Genomic DNA, 24,397 nt, shown 5'->3' on the forward strand with positions numbered 1-24,397 from the left:
CCGCGCCCTACAGCGTGATGACGGTTAGCCGGTGCCGATGACGCCGCAGGCGAATCGCTTCTCGGCATCGGGGCTGTGCTCGGCGCCGTGCAGCAGGATCGCCGTTTTGCTGCCGGCCAGGAGATCGTCTCGGGTGAAAGCGTCGGTGGTGGTCACCAGGTAGGCCGCGCCGTTTTGCCGCACTTCCAGGGAGGTCAGGTCGCCGCTCATCGGCTCGCCGGCGTGCCCGGGCGCCTGGAAGTGCATGCCGGCCGACAGGAAGTCGCCGCGCTCGCCGACCCTCATCGGGTCGAGCGAGTTCGGCTCGCACTTGCCGACGCCGTGAATGTGCATGTGGTGAATGCCGGGCGTCAGAATGTTGTCCGCGGTCGTCTTGACGGTGACAGTGGTGTAGCCGTTGGCGAATTCGAACGTCGCGGTGGCCACCGACCGGCCGTCGGCGGTGTGCAGCTGCGCGCTGAGGGTTTGGGCGCCCGGTGCGGGAGCGCTGGTCGAACTCGAGGTGGACGCTTCCTGGTGCGGGCTACACGCAGTGAGTGCAACGATGCAGAGCGGAACAGCGAGCGAAGGCTTGGCCATGGCCCGACCTTAGTCTGCGGCCTAAGCCTGGGCGGCTGCGATGCGTTCGAGTCGCCCCTCGGTGTAGGACGCGATCTGGTCGACGATCACCCGCAGCCGCCCACTGTCGTCGTCGGCGGCGTTGAAGGCCGGGACGAAGATCGGGTCGAGCGTGTTGGGCGCGCCAGCCAACAGCGCGCGGGCTACCCGATGGATCCAATCCCGTTGCCGCGCCTGGATTTCCTGGTGTCGCGGATCGGACATGATGAATTGCAGCGCCAGCGTTTTCAGCAGGGCGACCTCGGCGCGCACCACCTCGGGCACCGACAGCGCGGCCTGATAGCGGGCCAGCGGTCCGGGACCGGCCTCGGCCTGGGTCGCGGCGATCGCCGCGGAGGCGAATCGGCCGACCAACTCGCTCGTCATCCGCTTGAGTGCGACTGCGGCCGACAGCGTCGCGTCGTATTTGCCGACCGCGGCCACCGCGGGGAGCCCCGCCAACCGATGCGCCGCGGCGGTCAGATCGTCGGCCCGAACTGCGGCGAAGTCGCGCTCGCCGAGTGCGGCCAGCGCGGCGGCCTCCTCGTCGTCGGCGAGTACCCGGAGGTCGATCCGTCCCGAGACGATGCCGTCCTCGACGTCGTGCACCGAATAGGCGACGTCGTCGGCCCAGTCCATCACCTGGGCCTCCAAGCAGGGCCGGTCCGCGGGGGCGCGGTCACGCATCCACTCGGCTGTGGCACCGTCGACGTCGTAGAAACCGAACTTGCGCCGATGCTGATCCCGCGCCCACGGATACTTGGTGACCGCGTCCAGCGCCGCCCGCGTCAAGTTGAGACCGATGCTATCTCCCTGTTTGTCAAGGACTTTGGGCTCCAGGCTGGTCAGGATCCGGAAGTTCTGCGCATTGCCCTCGAAGCCACCGTGCGCGGCCGCGAACTCGTCGAGAGCCTGCTCGCCGTTGTGCCCGTAGGGCGGATGCCCGATGTCGTGGGCCAGGCCGGCCATGTCGACGAGGTCGGGATCGCATCCCAGCCCGATCGCCATTCCCCGCCCGATCTGCGCGACCTCCAGCGAATGGGTCAGTCGCGTCCGGGGGGTGTCCCCTTCTCTCGGTCCGACGACTTGCGTCTTGTCCGCGAGCCGGCGTAACGCGGCGCTGTGTAGGACTCGTGCACGGTCCCGGGCGAAATCGGTGCGGAGCTGACCTTCGGTGCCCGGCAAGCCCGCGGTCTTCGCCGCCTCGGGCACCACCCGCTGGCGGTCGAAATCGTCGTAGGGGTCTTGCTGCGTCATCGACCCACAGTCTGCCAGTCAGATCGGTTGCGCTGAGACCCGCTTGGCCGCGGGGCTAGATTGTCTCCCGTGAGCACCCTTCGCCGTTGTTGTGCCGTGTTCATGGCGATGCTGATTGCCGCGCTGGTGGTCGCGCCGTCGGCCACCGCCCAGCCGCCGTTTCGGCTCACCGGCTACATCACCGACAACGTCGGCGCGTTGAGTGCCGCCGGCCGCTCGGCAGTCCAGTCGGCCAGCGGCAAGCTGTACTCCGACCGACGTATTCAGCTGTGGGTGGTGTACGTCGACACCTTCTCCGGACAACCGGCCGTCAGCTGGGCGGACAGCACGCGAGCCGCCAGCGATCTCGGCGACTTCGACGCCGTGCTGGCGGTGGCGACCGTCGACCACTCCTACGCGTTCCGGATTCCGAACCGTGTGAAGTCGATCAGCACTGGGCAGGTCGACGACCTACGGCGCAACCAGATAGAGCCCGCGCTGCGCCGCGGCGACTGGAGTGGCGCGGCGGTCGCAGCGGCTAACGGCTTGGACCGTGGCCCGCAATCGACCAGTTCGGCGCCGCTGCTGATCGGGCTCGGCGTGATCATCGTCGCGGTAGTGGCGCTGTATGCGGTCACCCGCTGGCGCCGCCGTCGACGGCGGGCAGCCGAGTTGGCCGGGGCCAAACGCGTCGACGCCACCGACCCCGATGCGTTGGCGAGCCTGTCGCTGGGCGCCCTCGACGATCTGTCGCGGTGGAAAGTCGTCGACGTCGACAACGCCGTGCGCACCAGCGCCAACGAGCTCGCGCTGACGATCGAGGAGTTCGGCGAGCAGCGGACTCGGCCGTTCACCGGCGCGGTCGACGCCGCCAAATCCGCGCTGGCCCAGGCATTCACCGTGCGTCAACAACTCGACGACGCCATTCCCGAGACACGCCAACAACGGCGCGAGCTGCTGACCGAGGTGATCGTCGCCGCGGCCCGCGCCGATCGCGAACTGGAGTCGCAGCGGGAGGCCTTCGAAGAGATGCGCGACCTGGTGGTCAACGCCCCGTCGCGGCTGGACGCCCTGACGCAGCAGGTTGTCGACCTGACCGCCCGTACCGAACCAGCGGAGCAGCGAATGACCGAGCTGCACAACGAATTCGACTCGGCCGCGCTGGCCTCGGTGGCCACCAACGTCACGACCGCCAAGGACCGGCTGGCGTTCGCCGAGCAGAATCTCGGCGTGGCCCGCCAGAAGGCGTCCAAGCCGGTCAGCGGCGAACAGAGCGCACTCGTCGACGCCGTGCGTGCAGCGGAATCATCACTGGGACAGGCACGTTCGCTACTCGACGCGGTTGACACCGCGGCCACCGACATCAGGCACGCGGTCGCGACGCTGCCGTCGCTGATCGCCGACATCCAATCCGGAATCGAGCACGCCGACACCGCACTGCAGAGCGTGCAGAAGACCAAGGCACCCCATCTACGCGACCTGGCCGGCGCCCGCGATGCGGCGGGCAGGGCTCTCGATGCGGCCCGCACCGCCGGATCGGCTGACCCACTCGCGTCGTTCACCGCGCTCACCCAGACCGGCGCCGAGCTGAATCGGCTGTTGGCCGCCGTCATCGAAGAGCAGGCGGCCGCCGAACGACTCACCCGGACACTCGACCAGGCGTTGTCCACCGCACAGTCGCGGGTGCACGCCGTGTCGGATTACATCGACAATCGCCGGGGCAGCGTCGGGCCCGAGGCACGAACCCGGTTGTCCGAGGCGAGCCGACAGATCGACGCCGCGCAGAACGCGAGGTCGACCGACCTCAATGCCGCGATCACCTACGCCAACAACGCCGCATCGCTGGCGGCCCAGGCGCAGTCGCTGGCCGAGTCCGACGTGCAGTCCGCACAAATGGCGTACACCTCGCGCTACGGCGGCGGCGACCATACCGGTGCCGTGATGGGCGGCATCATCATCGGCGACATGCTCGGCGACGCGATGCGCGGCGGATTCGGCGGCGGCTGGGGTGGCGGTGGCGGCGGGTGGGGCCCAACGTCGTTCGGCGGTTCGGGCTCCTCCGACGGCGGCTTCATGGGTGGCGGCGGCCGGTTCTGAGCAGGAGTTCTGCTGGAAAATGGTGGACGCGGCAGCTCACCACGCCCTAGTGAGCCGCCGCGTCGACGCGTCCATAATATTGATCATGTGACCAATAGGGTAGAGATTGACAAAATTTGTTCAGCAGCAGCCGCGAAGACGCGAACCCAGGTAGTCGACGACCCCGTCGATCGCCACCCGTTCCTGGGTCATGGCATCGCGCTCACGGATCGTGACGGCGTGGTCGTCGAGTGAGTCGAAGTCCAGCGTCACACAGAAGGGCGTGCCGATCTCATCCTGGCGCCGGTAGCGGCGGCCGATCGCGCCGGCATCGTCGAAATCGATGTTCCAGCACGTGCGCAACTCAGCGGCGAGGTCGCGGGCCTTGGGGCTCAGGTCGGCATGCCGGGACAGCGGCAGCACCGCTGCCTTCACCGGCGCCAAACGCGCGTCCAGACGCAGCACGGTCCGCTTGTCCACGCCGCCTTTGGCATTGGGCGCTTCGTCCTCGTGGTACGCATCGATCAAGAACGCCATGAACGACCGGGTCAGCCCAGCCGCCGGTTCGATCACGTACGGCGTGTAGCGGGTGTCTCCTGCCTGGTCATAATAGGACAGGTCGACACCGGAATGCTTTGCGTGCGTGGACAAGTCGAAGTCGGTGCGGTTGGCCACACCCTCGAGCTCACCCCACGGGTTGCCGGAGAATCCGAACTTGTACTCGATGTCGACGGTGCGGTCGGAGTAGTGCGAGAGCTTTTCCGGTGCGTGCTCGTAGAGCCTCAGGTTCTCGTCGTTGATGCCGAGATCGACGTACCACTGCTTGCGGGTGTCGATCCAGTACTGGTGCCATGCTTTTGCCGTCGACGGCTCGACGAAGAACTCCATCTCCATCTGCTCGAACTCGCGGGTGCGGAAGATGAAGTTTCCCGGCGTGATCTCGTTGCGGAAGCTTTTGCCGATCTGGCCGATGCCGAACGGCGGCTTGCGGCGCGACGTCGTCACCACGTTGGCGAAGTTCACGAAGATGCCCTGCGCGGTCTCGGGCCGCAGATAGTGCAGCCCCTCCTCCGTCTCGATCGGTCCGAGGTAGGTCTTGAGCATCATGTTGAAATCGCGCGGCTCGGTCCATCGCCCCTTGGTGCCACAGTCGGGACAGACGATCTCGCTCATCGGCACGTCATCCGGCGCCATCCCCTCTCGTGGCGCCTTCTTCGCCACGTAGGCCTCCTGCAGGTGGTCCTGCCGGTGCCGCTTGTGACAGTTCAGGCATTCGACGAGCGGGTCGTTGAAGACCTCGACGTGACCGGATGCCACCCAGACCGCACGCGGCAGGATGATCGAGGAGTCCAGGCCGACCACGTCGTCGCGACCGGTCACGACCGAGCGCCACCACTGCCGCTTGATGTTCTCCTTGAGTTCCACACCCAGCGGCCCGTAGTCCCACGCCGATTTGGTCCCGCCGTAGATCTCGCCGGCCGGATAGACCAGGCCACGGCGTTTGGCAAGGTTGACGACGGTGTCGATGACGGACGCCACGAGGTGAGGACTCCTGTTGTTGTGAAACGCAGACGATCCGTCATCGTAGCGATCCGCCCGGCGCTCTTTGACATGCGTGGTTGTGCATGTGACAGTGGAGACAGCATGTCTCTGTCATCCTCCACCGCAGCCGACGGCGATGAGCTGCTCGGCGAGCACCGGCACAGCGACGCGGCGGAACTGCCGCCCCCACCTCCGCGGGAGATCCTCGATGCCGCCGGTGAGCTGCTGCGCGCCCTGGCCGCTCCGGTTCGGATCGCCATCGTGCTGCAGCTGCAGGCGTCCCAGCGCTGCGTGCACGAGCTGGTCGACGCGCTCGGGGTTCCGCAGCCGCTGGTCAGCCAGCACCTGAAGATCCTCAAGGCCGCGGGCGTGGTCACCGGGGAACGGTCCGGACGCGAGGTGCTCTACCGGCTGGTCGATCACCACCTGGCGCACATCGTGGTCGACGCCGTCGCGCATGCCGGGGAGGACAAGTGAGCACGCAGGCCGGCGTCCGTGCCACCCGGCAGCGGGCAGCGATTGCGGAATTGCTCGACACGCTCGACGATTTCCGCTCGGCCCAAGAGCTGCACGACGAGCTGCGCCGCCGCGGCGACAACATCGGGCTGACTACCGTCTACCGAACGCTGCAGTCGATGGCCGGCGCCGGCCTACTCGACACGCTGCGCAATGACACCGGGGAATCAGTGTACCGCCGCTGCTCGGAACACCATCACCATCACCTGGTCTGCCGTAGTTGCGGGTCGACGGTCGAGGTGGGCGATCACGAGGTCGAAACGTGGGCGGCCGAAGTTGCCACCAAGCACGGGTATTTCGACGTCAGTCACACCATCGAGATCTACGGCACCTGCTCGGACTGCCGTTAAGCCCCAGCTCGCGGCGGACCGGTGGAATGTATGTCGACCGTCCAATTCGTAGTGACGTAGCGCGCCGTTGCCCGCTGGTTGGACCCTTCTCCGCCTATCTCGACCTGGGCGCAGCCGTCGCCGCACGGAGCGAAAATCCAGGTGACGGGCGGGGTGCCCGGACCACCCGCGACGACCTTGTAGGGACCGTCGAGCCGGGGCGCCGCCACCTGCGGAGTCTGCGTTGGGCTTTGGCTGCCAGGTGCCCGATGGGCAACACCTTTAGAGGGCAATCCGGCACAGCTCGCCGTTACCAGTGCCGCTAGCGCTAGAGCCGTGATCCTCGCGGTCATGAGGTCAACGCCGCACGGATCTCGCCACCCTTGTCGAGCACCATCAAGATCAGCGTGCGCAGCGCCTCGTCGTTGAGTCCGTTGCCGGGGAAGTTGTAGCGCAGGATCACGTCGGCGGACTTGCCCGCTTTTTCGGTCAAGCTCACCGATCCCCACAGCGTAGAGCGGGCCTGCTCGGCCACCTTGTCGCGAATCTTCTTGTTGGCCGCGAGATCCCACGCCACCATCTGCGTCAGCGACACCAGGTCGAGGTCCTCGGTGATGGGCACCACTCGCAGCGAGGCGATCGTCCCGCCGTGGTGCACGGTCAGCGCTCCATCGGATTCCTCGTCGGCGGGCAACACCTCGGACAGGGCAGCGAGCAATCGCTCCTGCAGTGACGCCATCACGCCGTCCCGAATCGTCGATTGCGCATTGCGTACTCCTCGCAGGCCGCCCACAGGTTGCGGCGGTCGTAGTCGGGCCAGAGCGTGTCTTGAAAGATGTACTCGGCGTACGCCGCCTGCCACAGCATGAAGTTACTGGTCCGCTGCTCCCCCGAGGTACGCAGCAGCAGATCCACATCGGGAATGTCGGGTCGGTGCAGGTGCCGGGCGATCGTCGCCTCGTTGACCCGTTCGGGGTTGAGCGTGCCGGCAGCCGCCTCACGCGCGATATCCCTTGCTGCTTCTGCGATTTCAGTGCGGCCACCGTAGTTGACGCAGTAGTTGACCGTGATCGCGTCGTTGCTGCGGGTCAGCTCCTCGGCGATGGCCAACTCGTTGATGACGCTGCGCCACAGGCGTGGCCGCGAACCCACCCAGCGGATCTTGACGCCCATCTCGTTGAGGTTCACCCGGCGGCGTCGCACCACGTCGCGGTTGAAACCCATCAGGAAGCGGACTTCGTCGGCGGAGCGCTTCCAGTTCTCCGTGGAGAACGCGTAGAGGCTGAGCCATTTGATGCCGATTTCGATTGCTCCACAGACGATGTCGATGACGACCGCCTCGCCCATCTTGTGGCCCTCAACCCGCGGCAGGCCGCGCTGGGTAGCCCAGCGGCCGTTGCCGTCCATCACGATCGCCACGTGGTTGGGCAACTGCTCGACCGGAATCGACGGTGCGGCCGCCTTGGAGATGTGCTGCGGCGGTCGACGGGGGCCGCCGTCCCGTGCGGGCGGCAACGGCGGGAATGCCACCGGCCACGTCGACGTGTCGGGGAAGACGGGATAGTCAGCGGGCGCCGGGGCGAGCTGCGGGAAGTCAGACATCCGCTTGCGCTCAGCCCTCCGCTCTGAGCGGCTCACCCGGCTCGTCTCCATGCGCCATATCCTGCCTGACCAGAGCCACCCGACGGTCGAGGAGGCTCTGATCTATACGATCCGCCGCATCGCCACGTCGCATCCGCTCGACCAGTGGCAATGTGCGCAACTGCCGCTCCAAATGCCATTGCAGGTGCGCGGCCACCAACCCGCTGGCGTGACTGCGGGCTGATTGCGTCGTGCCCTCCGCCGCTTCCCAATCGCCGTCGCGCAGCGCTGCCATCAGACCCACCACACCCAGCGGCGGTGTTGTCGCACCGGCGGGGCGGCAGAAGCTGCATACGCTGCCGCCCGCGGCGACGTGAAACGCCGGTGGGGGCCCGCCGTGGCGCACCGCGCGCACTCGGTCAGCGCCGGGGCCCACCCGGCGATGCCCATGGCCCGCAGCAGGTACGCATCCAGCACCAGTTCGCGGGGCCGGCGACCGTCGGCGACCGCCCGCAAGGCACTGACCGTGAGGCGGTGCAGTTCCGGCGCCGGTGCCCGCTCCTCGCCGGCCAGCCGCTCGGCGGTTTCCAGCATCGCGCACGCGCTGGTGTAGCGGCCGTAGTCGCTGACGATGTCGGTGGCGAACGCGTCAAGCGAAACGACCTGCGTGACGATGTCGAGGTTGCGGCCAGGGTGAAGCTGAACGTCGATGTGCGCGAACGGTTCCAGCCGCGCACCGAATTTGCTGCGGGTGCGGCGCACACCCTTGGCCACTGCGCGGACCAGTCCATTCTCGCGGGTGAGCAGGGTGACGATCCGGTCGGCTTCGCCGAGCTTGTGCTGGCGCAGCACCACCGCTCGATCCCGATACAGCCGCATGGGGACCAGTTTGGCACCAGGTTGTGACGGCGCCTCGCGCACGCGCCGATAATGTCGGTACCGATGAGCAACTCCACCAATCGACGTTTTCCGACACTGACCGACCAGCTCTACCAGTTGGCCAGCGGTGAGGTCACCTCTGTGGAGTTGGTCCGCCGCTCGCTGCACGCCATTGAACTGAGCCAGCCGACACTGAATGCGTTCCGCGTGGTGCTCACCGCGTCGGCGCTGACCGACGCTGTCGAGGCCGACCGGCGCCGCGCCGACGGCGACCAAGCGCCGCTGCTCGGAGTGCCGATCGCGGTCAAGGACGACGTCGACGTCGCCGGCCAGCCCACCTTTTTCGGCACGTCCGGCTATGTCCAGCCGGCCACCCAGGACGCCGAGGTGGTGCGCCGCCTCAAGGCTGCCGGCGCGGTGATCGTCGGTAAGACGAACACCTGCGAGCTGGGTCAGTGGCCGTTCACGAGTGGGCCTGCATTCGGCCATACCCGCAACCCGTGGTCGCGGCGGCACACACCGGGCGGGTCCTCGGGCGGCAGCGCGGCCGCGGTGGCCGCCGGCCTGGTGACCGCGGCGATCGGCTCGGACGGGGCGGGCAGCGTCCGCATCCCGGCGGCCTGGACCCATCTGGTCGGCATCAAGCCTCAGCGTGGCCGCATCTCGACCTGGCCGCTGCGCGAGGCGTTCAACGGGATCACTGTCAACGGCGTGCTGGCACGCACCGTCGCCGACGCGGCGCTGGTGCTCGACGCGGCGTCCGGCAATATCGACGGCGACCTGCACAAGCCGCGGCCGGTGACAGTGTCCGATCACCTCGGTATCGCGCCCGGCTCGCTGCGCATCGCGCTGTCGACCCGGTTCCCCTTCACCGCCTTTCCGGCGCGGCTGGATCCAGAGATCGAGGCGGCACTGGGATCGGTGGGCGATCATCTTCGACGGCTGGGGCACAGCGTGGTAGACGGGAATCCCGATTACGGGTTGCGGCTGTCCTGGAACTTTCTGTCGCGGTCCACGTCCGGGCTGCTGGACTGGGCCGAGCGGTTGGGTGACGGTGTCGAGTTCGACCGCCGGACGCTGGCCAATATGCGGATGGGCCGGTTGCTCTCGCAGCAGATCCTGCGCGCCGCCCGGGCCAGCGAAGCCGCCAACCAACGGCGGGTCGGCTCGATCTTCCGCATCGTCGACGTGGTGGTGGCGCCGACGACGGCGCTGCCGCCCCCGCTGGTGGATGCCTTCGACGAGCTCAGCGGTCTGGGCACCGATCGCCAGATGATCGCCGCCTGCCCGGTCACCTGGCCGTGGAACGTGCTGGGGTGGCCGTCGATCAACATTCCGGCCGGCTTCACCGCCGACGGTTTACCGATCGGCGTGCAACTGATGGGGCCGGCGAACAGCGAGCCGCTGCTGGTGTCGCTGGCCGCCGAACTCGAGGCGTTGGGCGGTTGGGCGGGCAAGCAGCCGGAGGTCTGGTGGAACGCCGATGCGGAAGCTGTGCGCTGATTCCGCTACCGTGAAACAGAAGCCCAGGCTGCGGTCACCGATGATTTCGCAGCCAGGGCTTCCGGCTCACGACCCAATACTACGTCAAAAACCAAGTCGGCCAAGCTGTTTGGGATCACGCTGCCAGTTCTTTGCCACCTTGACGCGCAGGTCGAGGTACACCTTGGTGCCTAATAGCTTCTCGATCTGACCACGGGCGGCGGTGCCCACTTCGCGCAGCCTCTGCCCCCCCTTGCCGATCACGATGCCCTTCTGGCTGTCCCGCTCAACATACAGCACGGCGAACACATCGATCAGGTCGTCGCGGCCCTCGTGGGGGTTTACTTCATCGATCACCACCGCCAGCGAATGCGGCAGCTCGTCGCGCGCACCTTCGAGGGCCGCTTCCCGAATGAACTCGGCCATCAGCACTTCTTCGGGTTCATCGGTCAGCTCGCCGTCGGGGTAATACGCCGGACCCGGCGGCAGCACACCGGCCAGCACCTCGATCAACACGTCGACCTGCTCACCGCTGACCGCCGAGACCGGCACGACCTCCGCGGAGTCGCCAACCAGTTCGCCCACGGCGACGAGTTGGGCGGCCAACTTGTCCTTGGGCGTCTTGTCGATCTTGGTGACGACGGCGATCAATTGTGTTCTGGGAGCAGTGGATCGGATCTGCTCCACGATCCACCTGTCCCCCGGGCCGATCGCCTCGTCGGCCGGAATGCACAAGCCGATGGCGTCGACTTCGGTGTAGGTGTCGCGGACCAGGTCGTTGAGCCGCTTACCCAAAAGGGTGCGCGGTCGATGCAGCCCCGGGGTGTCGACCAGGATGATCTGGAAGTCGTCGCGGTGCACGATGCCCCGGATGGTGTGCCGGGTGGTCTGCGGGCGATTCGACGTGATCGCCACTTTCGAGCCGACCAGCGCGTTGGTCAGGGTCGACTTGCCGGTGTTCGGCCGTCCGACGAAACAGACGAAGCCGGAACGGAATTCCGTCATCGCGCACCATTCGACGTGGACTCGACGCGGCTGAGTAGTACGGTGCCAATCCGGACCCGGCCGCGGTGGTCGGGTCCACCCTCAGCGCGCAATCGCAGACCGTGTGACTCCGCCTCGGAGCCGGGCAGCGGCACCCGCCCCAGCTCCAAAGCCAGCAAGCCACCGACCGTGTCCACGTCGAGATCCTCCTCGAATTCCACGCCGTACAGCTCTCCGACATCTTCGATCGGCAACCGAGCCGACACCCGGAACCGGTTGTCGCCCAGATCTTCTACCGGGGCGACTTCGGCAGCGTCGTACTCGTCGGCGATCTCCCCGACGATCTCTTCCAGTACGTCTTCAATGGTCACCAGGCCGGCGATCGCACCATACTCGTCGACCAGCAGCGTCATGTGGTTACGCGTCCGTTGCATCTCGCGCAGCAACTGATCGAGCGGCTTGGAGTCCGGGACGAACACGGCCGGCCGCATCACGTCCGTCACCGCAGTCTCGCGACCGCTCGCCGACGAGTAATAAGCTTGCTGTACACAATCTTTCAGGTACACCACGCCTACGATGTCGTCGACGTTCTCGCCGATGACCGGAATCCGGGAATGCCCACTGCGCACGGCCACCGACGTCGCCTCGGCAGCGGACTTGTCGTTTTCGATCCAGATCATCTCGGTGCGGGGCACCATCACCTCGCGGGCCGGTGTGTCGCCGAGTTCGAACACCGACTCGATCATCCGCCGCTCGTCGGCGGCGACCACGCCGCGCTGCTGTGCCAGGTCGACGACTTCGCGTAACTCGATCTCGGAGGCGAACGGACCGTTGCGGAAACCGCGCCCGGGCGTCAGCATGTTTCCGAGCACCACCAGCAGGCGGCTGATCGGCGTCAGCAGTACCGAAATCGCTTGCAGCGGAAGTGCTGACACCAGCGCGATGGAGTACGCGTTCTGGCGGCCGAGCGTCCTGGGGCCGACACCGATGACGACGAAGCTGATCACCACCATGACGGCCGCGGCGATGAACAGACCCCAGTCGCGGCTGACCTCCCGATAGAAGAACTGGGCCAGCAGAACCGTCGCGCTGATCTCGCAGACGATCCGCAGCAGCACCACCAGGTTGATGTATCGGGGCCGATCGGTCATCACCTTGGCCAGGCGCACCGCCCCGGGTCGCTCGTCGCGAACCATCTCCTGCACCCGCGCGATCGAGGCCGTGCTGACCGCCGCATCGATGGCCGCGAACACGCTACCCAGAGAGATCAGCAGGATCGCACCGAGCAGCGAAGCGGAGCTGTTCAATTCTCGAAATACCTTGATTTGTCCAGCAACTGCTGGTCTCGCTCGTGTTGGCGTAGCTTGCGGTAGAACTCGACCTGATCGGCAACCCACTCCTCGAGCAGGCGGCGCTGCAGGCCGAACATCTCTTTTTCTTCGTCCGGCTCGCCGTGGTCGTAGCCGAGCAGATGCAGGACGCCGTGAATGGTCAACAGCGCCAACTCATGTCCCAGCGAGTGACCGGCGGCCGCGGCCTGCTCGGCGGCGAACTCCGGACACAGCACGATGTCGCCGAGCATGGCCGGTCCCGGCTCGGGCGCATCAGGGCGCCCGCCCGGCTCGAGCTCGTCCATCGGAAAGCTCATCACGTCGGTCGGCCCGGGTAGGTCCATCCAGCGCATGTGCAGGTCGGCCATCGCGGCGGTGTCCAGCAGCACCATCGACAACTCGGCGGCCGGGTTGACGTCCATCTGGGTGATGACAAACTTTGCGACGCTGATCAATTCGGATTCGGACACGTCGATTCCGGATTCGTTGGCAACCTCGATTGTCATGAGGTCACCGGCGGCCGGGAGCACGTCGCGCAGCGCGGTTCATCGTCAGGCCGGGCTGTTCGTGTCGCGCGTAGGCGTCCACGATTTCGGCGACCAGCCGATGGCGGACCACGTCGGCGCTGGTCAACTCCGCGATGTGAATGTCATCGATTCCGTCGAGGATACCGACCGCCGCCCGCAGACCAGACCGGTGGTTGCCGGGCAGGTCGATCTGCGTAATATCGCCGGTGACAACGACTTTGGAGCCGAATCCCAATCGAGTGAGGAACATCTTCATCTGCTCAGCGGTGGTGTTCTGCGCCTCGTCGAGGATGATGAACGCGTCATTAAGGGTGTTGTGGGTGAGTAGAAAATCTTCGGTGACATAAAGCGAGTCTGCGGCAGCGACCCGGATGCACACCGCCTCCTCAGTCCCGGCGGGCTCGATACGCTCGACGAAACGCATCGGGCGACCGCCGCCCGTCACGTCGTATTTGGCGGCTTTGCGAGCGAGCCGGAACGGGACAACCCCCTCGGGCAAACGGATGTTCAGGACGTGCTCGTCAGCACGATGGTGCACTTCTCGACCGCGCGCCAACCCCGGCTTGCGGCCCGCGGCAAGCCGGGTGCGCCGCGTGACGACGCCTCCGAGTGACTGAACCAGGAATACGACGTCATCGCGGAGTCGGTCAGAGACGGTTGTGAACTGAATACGACAGGTTCGGCCGGACTGAGTTACCGGTCCACCGTCGGAGTCGAGTAGGCCTTGAAGGACGGCTAACCTCACATGGGAGGAGTTGAACAAATAGCTCTTGGGGACGAACTTGGTGTTCGAACGAGAACCCGCCAGGCCGAGTCGACGCAAGATCCCCGTCACTGGATTTTCAATCGTGATGACTTCGCCGGGACGAGTGACCCGGTTCAGCACATAGTCCAACACGGATTTCCGTCGCACCTTGATACCAAGTAGCAAATGACCCAAGGCTTCAGCCAACTCGGGATCGTTGGTGCTGAAACTGGGAGTCGTAGCGCAGGTGAGACATCCGTCGCCCAAAAGCAGCCCCAACGCATATGGATCCATCAAGACCGGTTGTGGCTCGAAACTGACTGGCGCACTCAATAGAGGCAATTCGTAGCGATGGTAATGCGCTGCGCGAAGGTCACCGATCATCTCCTTTGTCTGGAGCACGCGTGCCGGCTTGCCACGGCGCTGATCGTCGCGGGTATGCACGGACCAAAGGTGGTCGCCGGACGCCAGTGTCGACGCACCATCTTGGGCATAAAGACGGTAGATCTCCCTGAAGCCCTGCGGATATACTCCCAGAACTTCAGTGGGATGACCGTCGGAACCGATCACCTGGTCACCGACTCGAAGCTCGCCGATTGGTCGAAAGCCAGCTGGCGTCAACACTTTCGTGTGGATTGGCTGCGCTCTACCCCTCATATATGCCAGCGGCGCCACCTCGATCACCCCCGACGACATCAGCTTCGGGATCAGCTCGGGGTCCATCATGTCGTGCAACGCGTCGTAGAGCGGACGTAGATAGGGGTCGATCTTCTCGCTCAGCGTGCCGGGTAGAAAGCCAAGCCGCTCACCGGCTTCCACCGCCGGCCGGGTCAAGATGATGCGGGTCACTTGCTTGGTCTGCAGTGCGTTGACCGCCTTGGCCATGGCCAGGTAGGTCTTGCCGGTGCCGGCCGGACCGATACCGAACACGACGGTGTGGTTGTCGATCGCATCGACGTATCGCTTCTGGTTGAGAGTCTTGGGGCGAATCGTCTTGCCGCGACGCGACAGAATGTCCAGCGTCAGCACTTCGGCCGGTGACTCGTTCCCGACGCCGACCAGCATCGCGACGCTGTGGCGTACCCCTTCCGGGGTCAGCGGCTGGCCACTCTCGACGATTGCGACCAGTTCGGAGAGCACCCGTTCGGCGAGCGCGACGTCGGCGGGCTCGCCGGACAGCGTCACCGCGTTGCCGCGAACATGCAGGTCTGCGGCCAGGAGGCGTTCGAGTGCACGCAGGTTTTCGTCGGCGTAGCCCAGCAGGCCCATGACGAGGTCGGGCGGAACGTCGATGCTGCTGCGAACCGAAGATGCGGACGGGCCAGCAGTGTTGGTCTCGCGGGGCGTCACGGTTAGTTCTAAGGCCTGCTTTCTGTGGTCTGTCCTGCGGGTAAGCGTTTCGAGTCTACCGCCGCTGGGTTGGCCAAACCAATGATCAGCCGTCGCCTGGATGGTCCCACCGCGGTGTCAGGACCCCCAGCGCGCCGAGCGCGACGGCCGCCGCGGTCGAGGTGCGCAGCACGGTCGGGCCTAGCCGCACGGCGTCCGCGCCCGCCTCGACGATCGCGGCCAGTTCGTCAGGAGCAATGCCGCCTTCGGGGCCGACCACCAGCATCAGCGACGTGGCCTGCGCCAGACCCAGGTCCGTCAACGAGCCCTCGGCCGCTTCGTGCAGCGCCAGGACGATGCCTCCCGACAACGTCACCTCGCCGATCCGGCTGACCAGCGCCCCAGTGGACAGCACGCCATCGACGGACGGGATATAGGCGCGTCGGGACTGCTGGGCGGCGGCACGGGCGACTGCGCGCCATCGCCGCAGACCCTTCTCGGCGCGGGCACCGTCCCAGCGGGCGACGCAGCGCGCGGCCTGCCAGGCCATCAGCGCGTCGGCGCCGGCCTCGATGGCCAGCTCGACGGCCAGCTCGGAACGCTCGGATTTGGGCAGCGCCTGCACCACGGTCACCGGCGGCTGGGCGGGCGCGACGTGGCTGCGGTCGACCACCCGGGCCTGTAACCCGTTGCGGGCGGTCTCCTGGACAACGCAGCGGGCCACGCCGCCGGCGCCGTCGCCGAGAATCAGCTCCTCGCCCACCCGGATGCGTCGCACGGTCGCGGCGTGGAACCCGTCGTCGCCGTCGACGACAGCCAGCTCACCGTTGTCGGGCAGCGCGTCGACGTAGAACAGGCCGGGCAATTAGCGCCCGGTGAAGGTTTCGCGCAGGCGGCTGAAGATCCCGCCGTTGGTGCTGGCGGCCGCGTGCGTCGACTTGACCTCGGCGACATCGCGGGCGCGGCGTCTCTTGAACTCGCGCAGCACGTCGGCGTCCTGGTGGTCGAGACGATCGGGCACCACCACCTCGACGTGCACGTGCAGGTCGCCGCGGACACCGGACCGCAGGTGCGGCATGCCGTGGCCGCGGCGGGTCGTCACCGAGCTCGGCTGGGTTCCCGCGGGGAGGGTGACCTCGGTCAGGCCGTCGAGGATCGCGTCGATCGTCACTGTCGTGCCGAGGGCCGCGTCGACCATCGGCACCGAAATCGTGCAGTGCAGATCGTCGCCGTCGCGCACGAAGATGTCGTGCGGCTGCTCATGGATCTCGACGTACAGGTCGCCGGCCGATCCCCCGCCGGGTCCCACTTCACCCTGGGCGGCAAGCCGGACGCGCATCCCGTCGCCGACGCCGGCGGGAATCTTCACGGCGATCTCCCGACGGGCCTGCACCCGGCCGTCACCGCCGCACTGGTGGCAGGGGTCGGGGATGACCTCGCCGACGCCGCGACAGGTCGGGCACGGTCGCGCCGTCAGCACCTGGCCGAGCAACGACCGCTGCACGGTCTGGACCTCGCCGCGACCGCCGCAGGTGTCGCAGGACACCGGTGTCGAGTTGCCGTTGGTGCCGCGGCCCTGGCAACGGTCGCACAGCACCGCGGTGTCGACGGTGACCTGCTTGCTGACGCCGGTCGCGCATTCGGTCAGGTCCAGGCGCATCCGCAGCAGCGAGTCCGAACCGGGGCGCACCCGGCCGACCGGCCCGCGCGACGTCGAGCCGCCGCCGAAGAACGCCTCGAAGACGTCGCCGAGACCACCGAACCCGCCGAAGCCACCGCCCCCGCCCGCTGCCGCGTTCTCCAGCGGGTCACCACCCAAGTCGACGATGCGCCGTTTCTCCGGGTCGGACAGCACCTCGTAGGCGACGCTGATCTCCTTGAACTTCGCCTGCGCGGCCTCATCGGGGTTGACGTCGGGGTGTAGCTCGCGCGCCAGCTTGCGATACGCGCGCTTCAGCTCCGTATCGCTGGCGTTCTTGCCCACGCCGAGCATCCCGTAATAGTCGCGTGCCACGCTTGACCTTCCTGAGTCTCTGGGCTCTAGGCCCAGACCGGCCGTGAAATGACGGCCTCCAATGAATTGTGCCTGGAATGCGCGCTCACCGTGTACCCAGCACTTCGCCGATGTAGAGAGCAACCGCAGCGACACTGGCCATAGTTCCCGGATAGTCCATGCGCGTGGGACCGAGTACCCCCATGCCGCCGTAAATGGTGTCGAGGGTGCCGTACGTGGTGGATATCACCGAGGTTCCCACCATCTGCTCGGCTTCGGTCTCGTGTCCGATGCGGACGGTGACCTTGCCGGCCTCCTGTTGAGCCGCCAGCAACTTCAGCACGACGACTTGTTCTTCGAGTGCTTCCAGGATGGAGCGCAGTGAGCCGCCGAAGTCGGCGGTGTTGCGGGTCAGGTTGGCGGTGCCGCCCAGCAGCAGCCGCTCCTCGGTGTGCTCGACCAATGACTCGAGCAGCACCGTCGCCGAACGGCCGACCGCATCGCTGAGGCTCTTGGACTGGCCACTGCGACCTTCGAGCTGCGCGGCAAGGTCGGCGACCGCGACCGACGCCGCCGCGAGCCTCTTGCCGTCCAGAGCCTGGCCGAGCATCTCGCGCAATTGCGCGAGCTGGTGATCGTCGATGACGTCGCCGAGTTCGACGACGCGCTGGTCGACCCGGCCGGTGTCGGTGATCACCACCATGAGCAGCTTGGCCGGGGTGAGCGCGATGACTTCCAGGTGCCGCACCGTCGACGTCGACAGCGTCGGGTACTGCACGACGGCGACCTGCCGGGTCAGCTGGGCCAGCAGCCGCACGGCGCGGCGCAAGACGTCGTCGAGGTCGACGCCGGACTCCAGGAAGCTCTGGATGGCGCGCCGTTCGGCACCCGACAGCGGTTTGACTTCGTCGAGCCGGTCGACGAACTCACGGTAGCCCTTCTCGGTCGGTACCCGACCGGAGCTGGTGTGCGGCTGGGTGATGTAGCCCTCGGCCTCGAGCACGGCCATGTCGTTACGGACCGTCGCCGACGAGACGCCGAGATTATGCCGGTCTACCAGGGATTTCGAGCCGATCGGCTCCTGGGTCGAGACGAAGTCGGCAACGATCGCGCGCAGCACCTCAAAGCGGCGCTCATCGGCAGTTCCCATCCGGATCGACCCTCCTCACCGGTCCAGTTTACGGGGATCACCAGCGCCTACTGCCCAGCGCACGCGCTAGCCTGGCCAACATGTCCAGGTCGGGGGAAACGAGCCGCGGATGATCTTCAAGGGTGTGCGGGAAGGTAAGCCGTACCCGGAGCACGGCCTGTCCTATCGGGACTGGTCCCGCATTCCGCCGCGACAGATCCGGCTCGACGAACTGGTCACCACCACGACCGTGCTGGCCCTGGATCGTCTGCTGTCCGAAGACTCCACCTTCTACGGCGACCTCTTCCCGCACGCCGTGAAGTGGAAAGGCGTCTGCTACCTCGAAGACGGCCTGCACCGCGCGGTGCGCTCGGCGCTGCGAAATCGCATCGTGCTGCACGCGCGGTTGCTCGACCTGGACGCCGTCACCCAGCACGCTGACCAGGCTTAGCTCCGTCTCAGTTGACGGCGGTGGCCGCCTGCACCAGTGCCAGCGCGGCGTCGTGCTGCAGCACCCAGGTGCCGCCCTGGTCGATGAACACGAGAGTTTTTTCGACCGGACCGGCGAACTTCGGTCCGGTGATGGCAACGTCGGCCTTGACCCCGTTGCCTGGAATCGGCTGGATGTTGCTGACGGCGAACTGCTCCGGGAAGTTCCCGTTGCGGAACGCCTTGCGCAGATCGTGGTCAGCCACGTGGCCCTCACCCGGCGGGATTCCGTTTTCCACCAGTCCCACTTTGGTCTCGTAGCCCACGCCGGGGTCGGTGACGCGGTTGCACACGTCCGACAGCTGTTCCGGGCTCGGCAGCGGCGGTTGACCCGGCAAGGGAGGCGGCGGGTCCAGCGGTGCGCTGAGCACGACGGGCACGACCTGCGGTGCGGGTGCGCCGCTGGCGGCCAGTGACGTCGCGCCAGCCGCGGCGGCTCCAAGAGCGGCCACGGCAGCCACCCCGGTGGCGAACAGTTTCACGGTCATCGTTGTCCCTTCGATTTCATCATCGGGTGTCATTGTGCTGCTGATCGCGCGATCCCCGGCGACCTCGGGCACCGGCGTGTCGCACTGCCCAACGTGCGACATCAAAACCTCCCGCGAACAGGGCTAGGCAATTCGGGCTAAGTCGCGTCACGTAATCGATGCGAAATGAATTTCGGACTGCGAGCGAGCCACAACGGGATATGCAGACGGATAGCCAGGAGCCGAGCACTGCCGGCCCGAGGATGCAACGCTGATACCAGCCCCTAACGCGGAGATGCTGTTGAGATCCCGAGATCCGCTGCTGCTGAGAGCATTCGCACGTCATACGTGATGACCGCCCGCAACGTGTCGCCAGCTCGCTGTGCCGATACGAGGTGTATGGCGTCTAGGCTGCGCAGGCGCAGCGGCAGCAAGGTGCCGGCGTCGTCGAGCAGCTGTCGCGTCAGCATGATGGTGTCCAAGCTTTCAAGGAGGTCTCGAGCATCAGCGATGGCTTGGGCTCCGTTTGGTGCCACTGCGCGTATCAGCTCGGTGCGCGCCAGAGCCGCCGAGAACAAGCTGTCGTCGGCTCGTGCGCTCAGAAAGGACTGCAGCGACTGCGATTCATCCTCAGCAACAACGAGTTTGACCAAGGCTGAGGTGTCCAGGTAGATCCGCATCGGGCTATCGCTCGTCGCTCCGAAGTCGCTCGAGGGTTTCAGAGGCGCTATGCGGGTATGTCAACGGTCTGAGGTCGTCGATGTTCATCGAACGAGCTGCCTTGACGATTTCACCGGCGCTAATCAGGTCTTGCCAGCGATCGCCCGTGATTGGCACCAGGTGCGCGACGGGATGGCCGCGGTCAGTGATCTCGATCGATTCCCCAGCGGCCACTTCCGCGAGGTACCTGCTGGCGTGTTGCCGCAGCTCCCGCACCCCTATCGCCTTCATGTGCTACAAAGTAGCACAAGTGCTCTAGACCAGCCCGCCTCCCGTTGCTTCGCCATATCGGACGGACAGCACACCCGTCGACCCAAGTGTCGAGATGCAAGGAAGATTGACAAGACACGCCTGGCTACTTTGACAAATCCGCGGCGTGTCGCGAGAGCTTTCTAAGCATCGCTGCACAGCCCAAGTCAGGGACTTCTCCGATCACGGCCGTCATGGTTCACAACCTGCCCCGCCGGCCGTCCTCGAGGGCTTGCACAAACACATAGGCGCAGCGCTGCTGGTCGTCAAAGCCGTCCGCTCGGAAGCCGCTGACGCAGCCACCGCGTCAGCGACCCCGCCGGACCCGAATGATCGCCGCTATCGCTACCAGCAAGATCAACCCCACGATCACGGCACCACCAGCGACTTGCTGGGCATGGCTGTAGTCGGGTACGTGGTCAGGCTCGGGGACAGACGCCGCCCAACAAAACATCGTTAATCCCTCGCATTTCGACACGCGGTTGGCCGCTCAGGACATCTATAGCCAATCCAGCGCGACAACCCAGAAGTCGCCAGGATTCGGCGGGCCGCCGCGAAGAGAACCAAGACCCTCTGGATTCCCGACTCACACGGTCGTGGACGCAGGCCTGCTGTGCGGCACATCGACTGGCGGCGTGCAGCTGCAGCCGAGTGCGCCGAACAAGCGGGATCAGCGGCTGCCGGTGTGGCTACCGCTAGAGCGGCACCCAGCGTGATCGGGCGCCCGAGTGTGGCGCGCCGGTCAGACTCTGCGGTTTTCGGACTTGATCAGCCATGCCTGCTTTTCCAGCCCCACGATCAGCTGATCTAAAAGATCAGCCGTGCTGGGGTCTTCAGCTTCGACTGGTTGGCGCACAGCGCGCAAGGTGTCGGTGGCGGCGTAGGTCTGGTTGGTGACGAGATCGACCACGGCCGTTGTGTTGGTTTCGCCGGCGGGGGCCTGAGGGAGGCTGGTCGTGGCCACCACTGTGTCGGATCGACCATCAGGCACGGCGTTGAGGGCGCGCATCCGCTCGGCGATCTCGTCGCTACCCTCGCGGGCGAATTCGACCAGCTCGTCGAGCTGCAGGTGCAGATCGCGAAAGTTGGTCCCGACCACGTTCCAATGCGCCTGCTTTCCCAGCAAGTGCAGCTCGATTAGGTCGACCAGGACCCGCTGAAGGTGGTCGGCCAGCGCCGGTGGAGCGGTAACACCGTCTACCTTGTCCAGGCGCCGGTGATTGTCAACGGAAGTCATTTCCCACCCTCTCAACGTGTTAGGTATGCCTATCCAGCGAACCCCGGATAAGACATTCATGCCGGATCGAGTAAGGCGGTGTTCAAAGGCCTTACGGAAGCCAATGCTGGCATAAGCAGAAATGTGATGTCAAATGGACCAATTTACTCAGGAAAGCTTTTCCTTACTAAAGGAAGGCTGCATTAACGAGCGTATGTTGGGCGACGTTCAAGACATTAGTCAGCCAAGCTTTGCCTTGGTGAGCAAAGGCTGCCCTTTCGCTCCGAGTGCGCCGATATTCCTGTAGACCGGCCAGCAATCCTGCGTGTCTCGACCTATATCGCCAGCGTGCAGGGTCGGCTGCAGGCACTTCGACGGGCAGGGAATCCCTCTCCGACGCGCTTGGCGCAGCCTGGAAGTTGGGGCAGAGCAATGATCGATGTGAGTCCACAGTTCGGTGCTTAAGGTAGACCGCTGCCCGACGAGGAGCGGTGCAGAATTGCTACAGTCAAATCCACTGAATACAGGCTTACTTTACTTAGGGAAAGCTGCCCTGAATAAGCAGTACTTTCGTGGTAAAGCCGTCTGAGTCGCGGTAACGTGCTAACTATGCCCAATCACCGCATGCCAACGTAATTCCGCACGCTATTGCGAGCAGATTCGCATCGGATCCGCCGCCGCACAGAAATTTTTCACCAGTAGAACCACGCCCGCAATCGGGTCCACTCTCACGAAGGGCCATTGGTGCTCAACAACGTATTACTCGGTGCGGGGATCGCGCTCGGTGCTGCAGTAGCGGTCACCACACCGGCTAGCGCCGACCCCAACTCGTTCGGGACGCTCGGCTGTATTTGCAGCACGCAGCCCGGCGACATCCCGCTAGGCGGGCTTGCGCTCAAGGACCAAATAAATCAGGGAATCCAGGACGGTCTTGGTTCCCTACACAGCGATCCGCCGAGCCCTGGCGGCTGACGCCCTCTGCGCAGTCTGCCAGTTAGTGCAGATCTGCCTCCGTTGAGCCCGGACGCGCTTGCTGTCTGCCGATATCAGAGTGCGGTACCACGGCAAGCCGATCGGCGCCGGTTTGAGCAGGGCGCGGGCGATGCTGACCCGCTGCCGTTCTCCCCCTGACAACGCCGACCCGGCTTCGCCGACCACGGTGTCCGCCCCCGCGGCCAGTCTGCCGGTGAGTTCGTCGACTCGGGCCAGCGCGACGGCGCGGCCGAACTGGGCCTCGCCGGCTGCGGGGTCTCCGGCCGCGAGGTTCTCGCGGATCGTCCCGTGAAACAGGTAGGGGTGCTGGAACACCACGCTGGTCGCCGCGCGGCGGGCTTCGGCGTCGAGCGTCGCGACATCGACGCCGTCGACTAGGACGCGGCCGTGGCCGGGCTGGTACAGCCCGGCGATCAGCGCCAGGATCGTGCTCTTGCCCGAACCAGACGGCCCGACGATCGCCGTGGTGCTACCCGGCCTGACCGCGAAACTCATGCCGTCCAGCACCGGCGCGCTCGCGCCGTCATAACCGTAGGTGACGTCCTCGAACTCGATGAGCGGCGCGTCGTGCGGGCCGCGACGGGTCTCGGTCCCGGCGGTCATGACCGGGGCGCGAAGCACCGCGCGGATCCGGTCCAGCGTCGCGCGGGTGCTCTCCAGCGCCGGCCCCAGCTCACTGATCGAGGTGAACGGCTCCAGGTATCGGGCGACCACGACAATCAGTGCGACCGCCGCCGGCACGCTCAACGTGTGGTTGACCGTCAGAACCGTTGTCGCACCGGCGAACAGGATCAGCGCGAGCTGGCTGGCCAGGCTGAACAGCAACTGGCCGGGTACCTGCATGGCCAGCAGCCGCATCGTCGCGCCGTGCTGGGCGGCCAGGGCGTCGCCGACCATGCTCCGGGCCGGCGCGACCCGTCGCGCGGCACGCAATGCCTGCTGGGTGCGGGCGAATTCGATGATCCGCTCAGTCAACGACGTATTCGCTTCGGCAGCAACATGATCGGCACGACGGGCCAGCCGGGCCGAAGCCCACAACGCGCCCAGTAGCAGCGGCACACCGCCCATCGCGGCGGCGCCGAGTTGCCAGGACACCGGCAACAGGGCGACGCCGATGGCGGCCGGCAGCAGCACAGCCGTGACCAACGGCGTGAGCAGGTTCACCGCGAGCCCGACGAGTTCCGGTCCGGTCGCGGCAATGGCTTGCCGTGCCGTCGCGGTGTTGTCGGCGCTGAACCACTCCAGCCGCACGTCCGGCAACTGATCTGCGACGTCGTGCTGGGTGTGGTCGAGCACCGCGAAGCCGAGGTCGAAACCGATTCGCGCCGTGGCGGTATCGATCGCCCAGCCGGCCGCTGTCGCGGCGGTGAGCCAGCCCAGCCATCCCAGCGCCTGCTGCGGTGTGCTGCTGAACAACGCTCCGACCAACGCGACCAGCAGCACGGTGCCGACCGCCCGCACGATCACCGAGATCAACGCGAGCACGATGTACAACACAACCTTGCCGCGACGCTCGGCCGGGACCAGGCCGATCCAGGTGCGGATCATCGCGTGGCCTCCTGGGCGGTGGCGGCGGTGACCGGGTCGCGACGGCCGCTATCTCACAATCGGCGATAGCGTCCGTCGGCAGCCAGCAATTCGTCGTGGGTGCCTTGTTCGGCGATGCGGCCGTGGTCGAGTACCACAATCTGATCGGCGCCGACGATGGTGTGCAGCCGATGGGCGATCACCAGTACCGTGCGTTCTCGTGTCAATCGGTTGAGTGCTTGCTGCACGCAGTATTCCGACTCCGGGTCCGCGAAGGCGGTGCCTCGTCGAGGATGAGGACGCCGGTGTCGGCGAGGATCGCGCGGGCGATCGTCAACCGCTGCCGTTCGCCGCCGGACAGGCCGCTGGCCGCACCGAGCATGGTGTCGTAGCCCTCCGGCAACCGGATGATCCGCTCGTGGATCTGAGCCTCCCGTGTCGCGGCCTCGATTTGAACGCC

General features: G+C 66.2%; 21 protein-coding genes and 6 pseudogenes. 5 read left to right on the forward strand and 22 right to left on the reverse strand.

Features of this window, described 5'->3' with window-relative positions:
- Positions 1-24: 24 nt before the first annotated feature.
- Positions 25-579 carry a superoxide dismutase family protein gene (locus tag ACQY5A_RS01420; RefSeq protein WP_428338592.1) on the reverse strand — a complete coding sequence of 185 codons (555 nt, stop codon included), beginning with the start codon at positions 577-579 and terminating at the stop codon, positions 25-27.
- Positions 580-600: 21 nt separating this feature from the next.
- A complete protein-coding gene (locus tag ACQY5A_RS01425) occupies positions 601-1,854 on the reverse strand; it encodes a deoxyguanosinetriphosphate triphosphohydrolase (protein ID WP_428338594.1) in 1,254 nt (417 codons plus the stop codon).
- A gap of 102 nt (positions 1,855-1,956) precedes the next feature.
- Between ACQY5A_RS01425 and ACQY5A_RS01430 the strand changes: the two genes are divergently transcribed.
- Complete coding sequence (locus ACQY5A_RS01430) at positions 1,957-3,930, forward strand: TPM domain-containing protein (protein ID WP_428338641.1); 1,974 nt, start codon at positions 1,957-1,959, stop codon at positions 3,928-3,930.
- Positions 3,931-4,050: 120 nt separating this feature from the next.
- Here the strand turns inward: ACQY5A_RS01430 and ACQY5A_RS01435 are convergent, their stop codons facing one another.
- The gene (locus ACQY5A_RS01435; RefSeq protein WP_428338595.1) at positions 4,051-5,448 is read right to left on the reverse strand and encodes a glycine--tRNA ligase; all 1,398 of its coding nucleotides are present in this window, start codon (positions 5,446-5,448) and stop codon (positions 4,051-4,053) included.
- A gap of 105 nt (positions 5,449-5,553) precedes the next feature.
- Here ACQY5A_RS01435 and ACQY5A_RS01440 point away from each other — a divergent pair, with 105 nt between their 5' ends.
- Positions 5,554-5,928: an ArsR/SmtB family transcription factor gene (locus ACQY5A_RS01440; protein WP_428338596.1), complete on the forward strand. Its 375-nt coding sequence runs from the start codon at positions 5,554-5,556 to the stop codon at positions 5,926-5,928.
- Positions 5,925-6,317 (forward strand): Fur family transcriptional regulator, encoded by a 393-nt coding sequence (locus ACQY5A_RS01445; protein ID WP_428338597.1) that lies wholly within the window; start codon positions 5,925-5,927, stop codon positions 6,315-6,317. Before ACQY5A_RS01440 ends, ACQY5A_RS01445 begins: the two co-directional genes overlap by 4 nt.
- On the opposite strand, the gene ACQY5A_RS01450 is transcribed toward ACQY5A_RS01445, so the two are convergent.
- The 4 genes and pseudogenes from ACQY5A_RS01450 to recO form a co-directional block, all read right to left on the reverse strand.
- Positions 6,314-6,526 carry a hypothetical protein gene (locus tag ACQY5A_RS01450; RefSeq protein WP_428338598.1) on the reverse strand — a complete coding sequence of 71 codons (213 nt, stop codon included), beginning with the start codon at positions 6,524-6,526 and terminating at the stop codon, positions 6,314-6,316. The genes ACQY5A_RS01445 and ACQY5A_RS01450 overlap by 4 nt on opposite strands.
- A 119-nt stretch (positions 6,527-6,645) precedes the next feature.
- A complete protein-coding gene (locus ACQY5A_RS01455) occupies positions 6,646-7,035 on the reverse strand; it encodes a hypothetical protein (protein WP_428338600.1) in 390 nt (129 codons plus the stop codon).
- A complete protein-coding gene (locus tag ACQY5A_RS01460; RefSeq protein ID WP_428338642.1) occupies positions 7,035-7,898 on the reverse strand; it encodes a decaprenyl diphosphate synthase in 864 nt (287 codons plus the stop codon). The genes ACQY5A_RS01455 and ACQY5A_RS01460 overlap by 1 nt, the downstream gene beginning before the upstream one ends.
- Positions 7,899-7,908: 10 nt before the next feature.
- Positions 7,909-8,756: pseudogene (recO, locus tag ACQY5A_RS01465) on the reverse strand (DNA repair protein RecO).
- Between the two features lie 63 nt (positions 8,757-8,819).
- Here recO and ACQY5A_RS01470 point away from each other — a divergent pair.
- Positions 8,820-10,259, forward strand: coding sequence for an amidase (locus ACQY5A_RS01470; protein ID WP_428338601.1), 1,440 nt, complete (start codon positions 8,820-8,822; stop codon positions 10,257-10,259).
- Positions 10,260-10,343: 84 nt separating this feature from the next.
- Here the strand turns inward: ACQY5A_RS01470 and era are convergent, their stop codons facing one another.
- The 9 genes and pseudogenes from era to hrcA form a co-directional block, all read right to left on the reverse strand.
- Complete coding sequence (gene era / locus ACQY5A_RS01475; protein WP_428338602.1) at positions 10,344-11,243, reverse strand: GTPase Era; 900 nt, start codon at positions 11,241-11,243, stop codon at positions 10,344-10,346.
- A complete protein-coding gene (locus tag ACQY5A_RS01480) occupies positions 11,240-12,529 on the reverse strand; it encodes a hemolysin family protein (RefSeq protein WP_428338603.1) in 1,290 nt (429 codons plus the stop codon). The genes era and ACQY5A_RS01480 overlap by 4 nt, the downstream gene beginning before the upstream one ends.
- Positions 12,526-13,059: an rRNA maturation RNase YbeY gene (gene ybeY / locus ACQY5A_RS01485; protein ID WP_428338604.1), complete on the reverse strand. Its 534-nt coding sequence runs from the start codon at positions 13,057-13,059 to the stop codon at positions 12,526-12,528. Before ybeY ends, ACQY5A_RS01480 begins: the two co-directional genes overlap by 4 nt.
- Before the next feature lie 4 nt (positions 13,060-13,063).
- A pseudogene (locus ACQY5A_RS01490) lies at positions 13,064-13,393 on the reverse strand (PhoH family protein); the annotation flags it as partial.
- A gap of 261 nt (positions 13,394-13,654) precedes the next feature.
- Positions 13,655-14,482 (reverse strand): annotated as a pseudogene (locus ACQY5A_RS01495) (LAGLIDADG family homing endonuclease); the annotation flags it as partial.
- A pseudogene (locus ACQY5A_RS01500) lies at positions 14,471-15,175 on the reverse strand (PhoH family protein); the annotation flags it as partial. The pseudogenes ACQY5A_RS01500 and ACQY5A_RS01495, both read right to left, overlap by 12 nt.
- A gap of 85 nt (positions 15,176-15,260) precedes the next feature.
- Complete coding sequence (locus ACQY5A_RS01505) at positions 15,261-16,019, reverse strand: 16S rRNA (uracil(1498)-N(3))-methyltransferase (RefSeq protein ID WP_428338605.1); 759 nt, start codon at positions 16,017-16,019, stop codon at positions 15,261-15,263.
- Positions 16,020-17,168, reverse strand: coding sequence for a molecular chaperone DnaJ (gene dnaJ / locus ACQY5A_RS01510; protein WP_428338606.1), 1,149 nt, complete (start codon positions 17,166-17,168; stop codon positions 16,020-16,022). It abuts the gene before it with no gap.
- Positions 17,169-17,253: 85 nt separating this feature from the next.
- A complete protein-coding gene (gene hrcA, locus ACQY5A_RS01515) occupies positions 17,254-18,297 on the reverse strand; it encodes a heat-inducible transcriptional repressor HrcA (RefSeq protein ID WP_428338607.1) in 1,044 nt (347 codons plus the stop codon).
- A 109-nt stretch (positions 18,298-18,406) separates the two neighbouring features.
- Here hrcA and ACQY5A_RS01520 point away from each other — a divergent pair, with 109 nt between their 5' ends.
- Positions 18,407-18,727, forward strand: coding sequence for a type II toxin-antitoxin system VapB family antitoxin (locus tag ACQY5A_RS01520; protein ID WP_428338608.1), 321 nt, complete (start codon positions 18,407-18,409; stop codon positions 18,725-18,727).
- 7 nt (positions 18,728-18,734) lie between these two features.
- Here the strand turns inward: ACQY5A_RS01520 and ACQY5A_RS01525 are convergent, their stop codons facing one another.
- From ACQY5A_RS01525 to ACQY5A_RS01550, 6 genes and pseudogenes are all read right to left on the reverse strand, one after another.
- A complete protein-coding gene (locus ACQY5A_RS01525) occupies positions 18,735-19,253 on the reverse strand; it encodes a hypothetical protein (RefSeq protein WP_428338643.1) in 519 nt (172 codons plus the stop codon).
- 263 nt (positions 19,254-19,516) lie between these two features.
- On the reverse strand, positions 19,517-19,912 hold the full coding sequence (locus tag ACQY5A_RS01530) for a type II toxin-antitoxin system VapC family toxin (RefSeq protein WP_428338609.1): 396 nt from the start codon (positions 19,910-19,912) through the stop codon (positions 19,517-19,519).
- 4 nt (positions 19,913-19,916) lie between these two features.
- Entirely contained in the window at positions 19,917-20,183 is a 267-nt protein-coding gene (locus tag ACQY5A_RS01535; RefSeq protein ID WP_428338610.1) for a type II toxin-antitoxin system Phd/YefM family antitoxin, read from the reverse strand.
- Between the two features lie 760 nt (positions 20,184-20,943).
- Positions 20,944-21,438 carry a Dps family protein gene (locus ACQY5A_RS01540; RefSeq protein WP_428338611.1) on the reverse strand — a complete coding sequence of 165 codons (495 nt, stop codon included), beginning with the start codon at positions 21,436-21,438 and terminating at the stop codon, positions 20,944-20,946.
- Between the two features lie 1,050 nt (positions 21,439-22,488).
- Positions 22,489-23,958 (reverse strand): annotated as a pseudogene (locus ACQY5A_RS01545) (ABC transporter ATP-binding protein); the annotation flags it as partial.
- 53 nt (positions 23,959-24,011) lie between these two features.
- Positions 24,012-24,391 (reverse strand): annotated as a pseudogene (locus ACQY5A_RS01550) (ATP-binding cassette domain-containing protein); the annotation flags it as partial.
- Positions 24,392-24,397: the final 6 nt, after the last annotated feature.

It is taken from the genome of Mycobacterium sp. (assembly GCF_965277065.1).
GTDB lineage: Bacteria > Actinomycetota > Actinomycetes > Mycobacteriales > Mycobacteriaceae > Mycobacterium.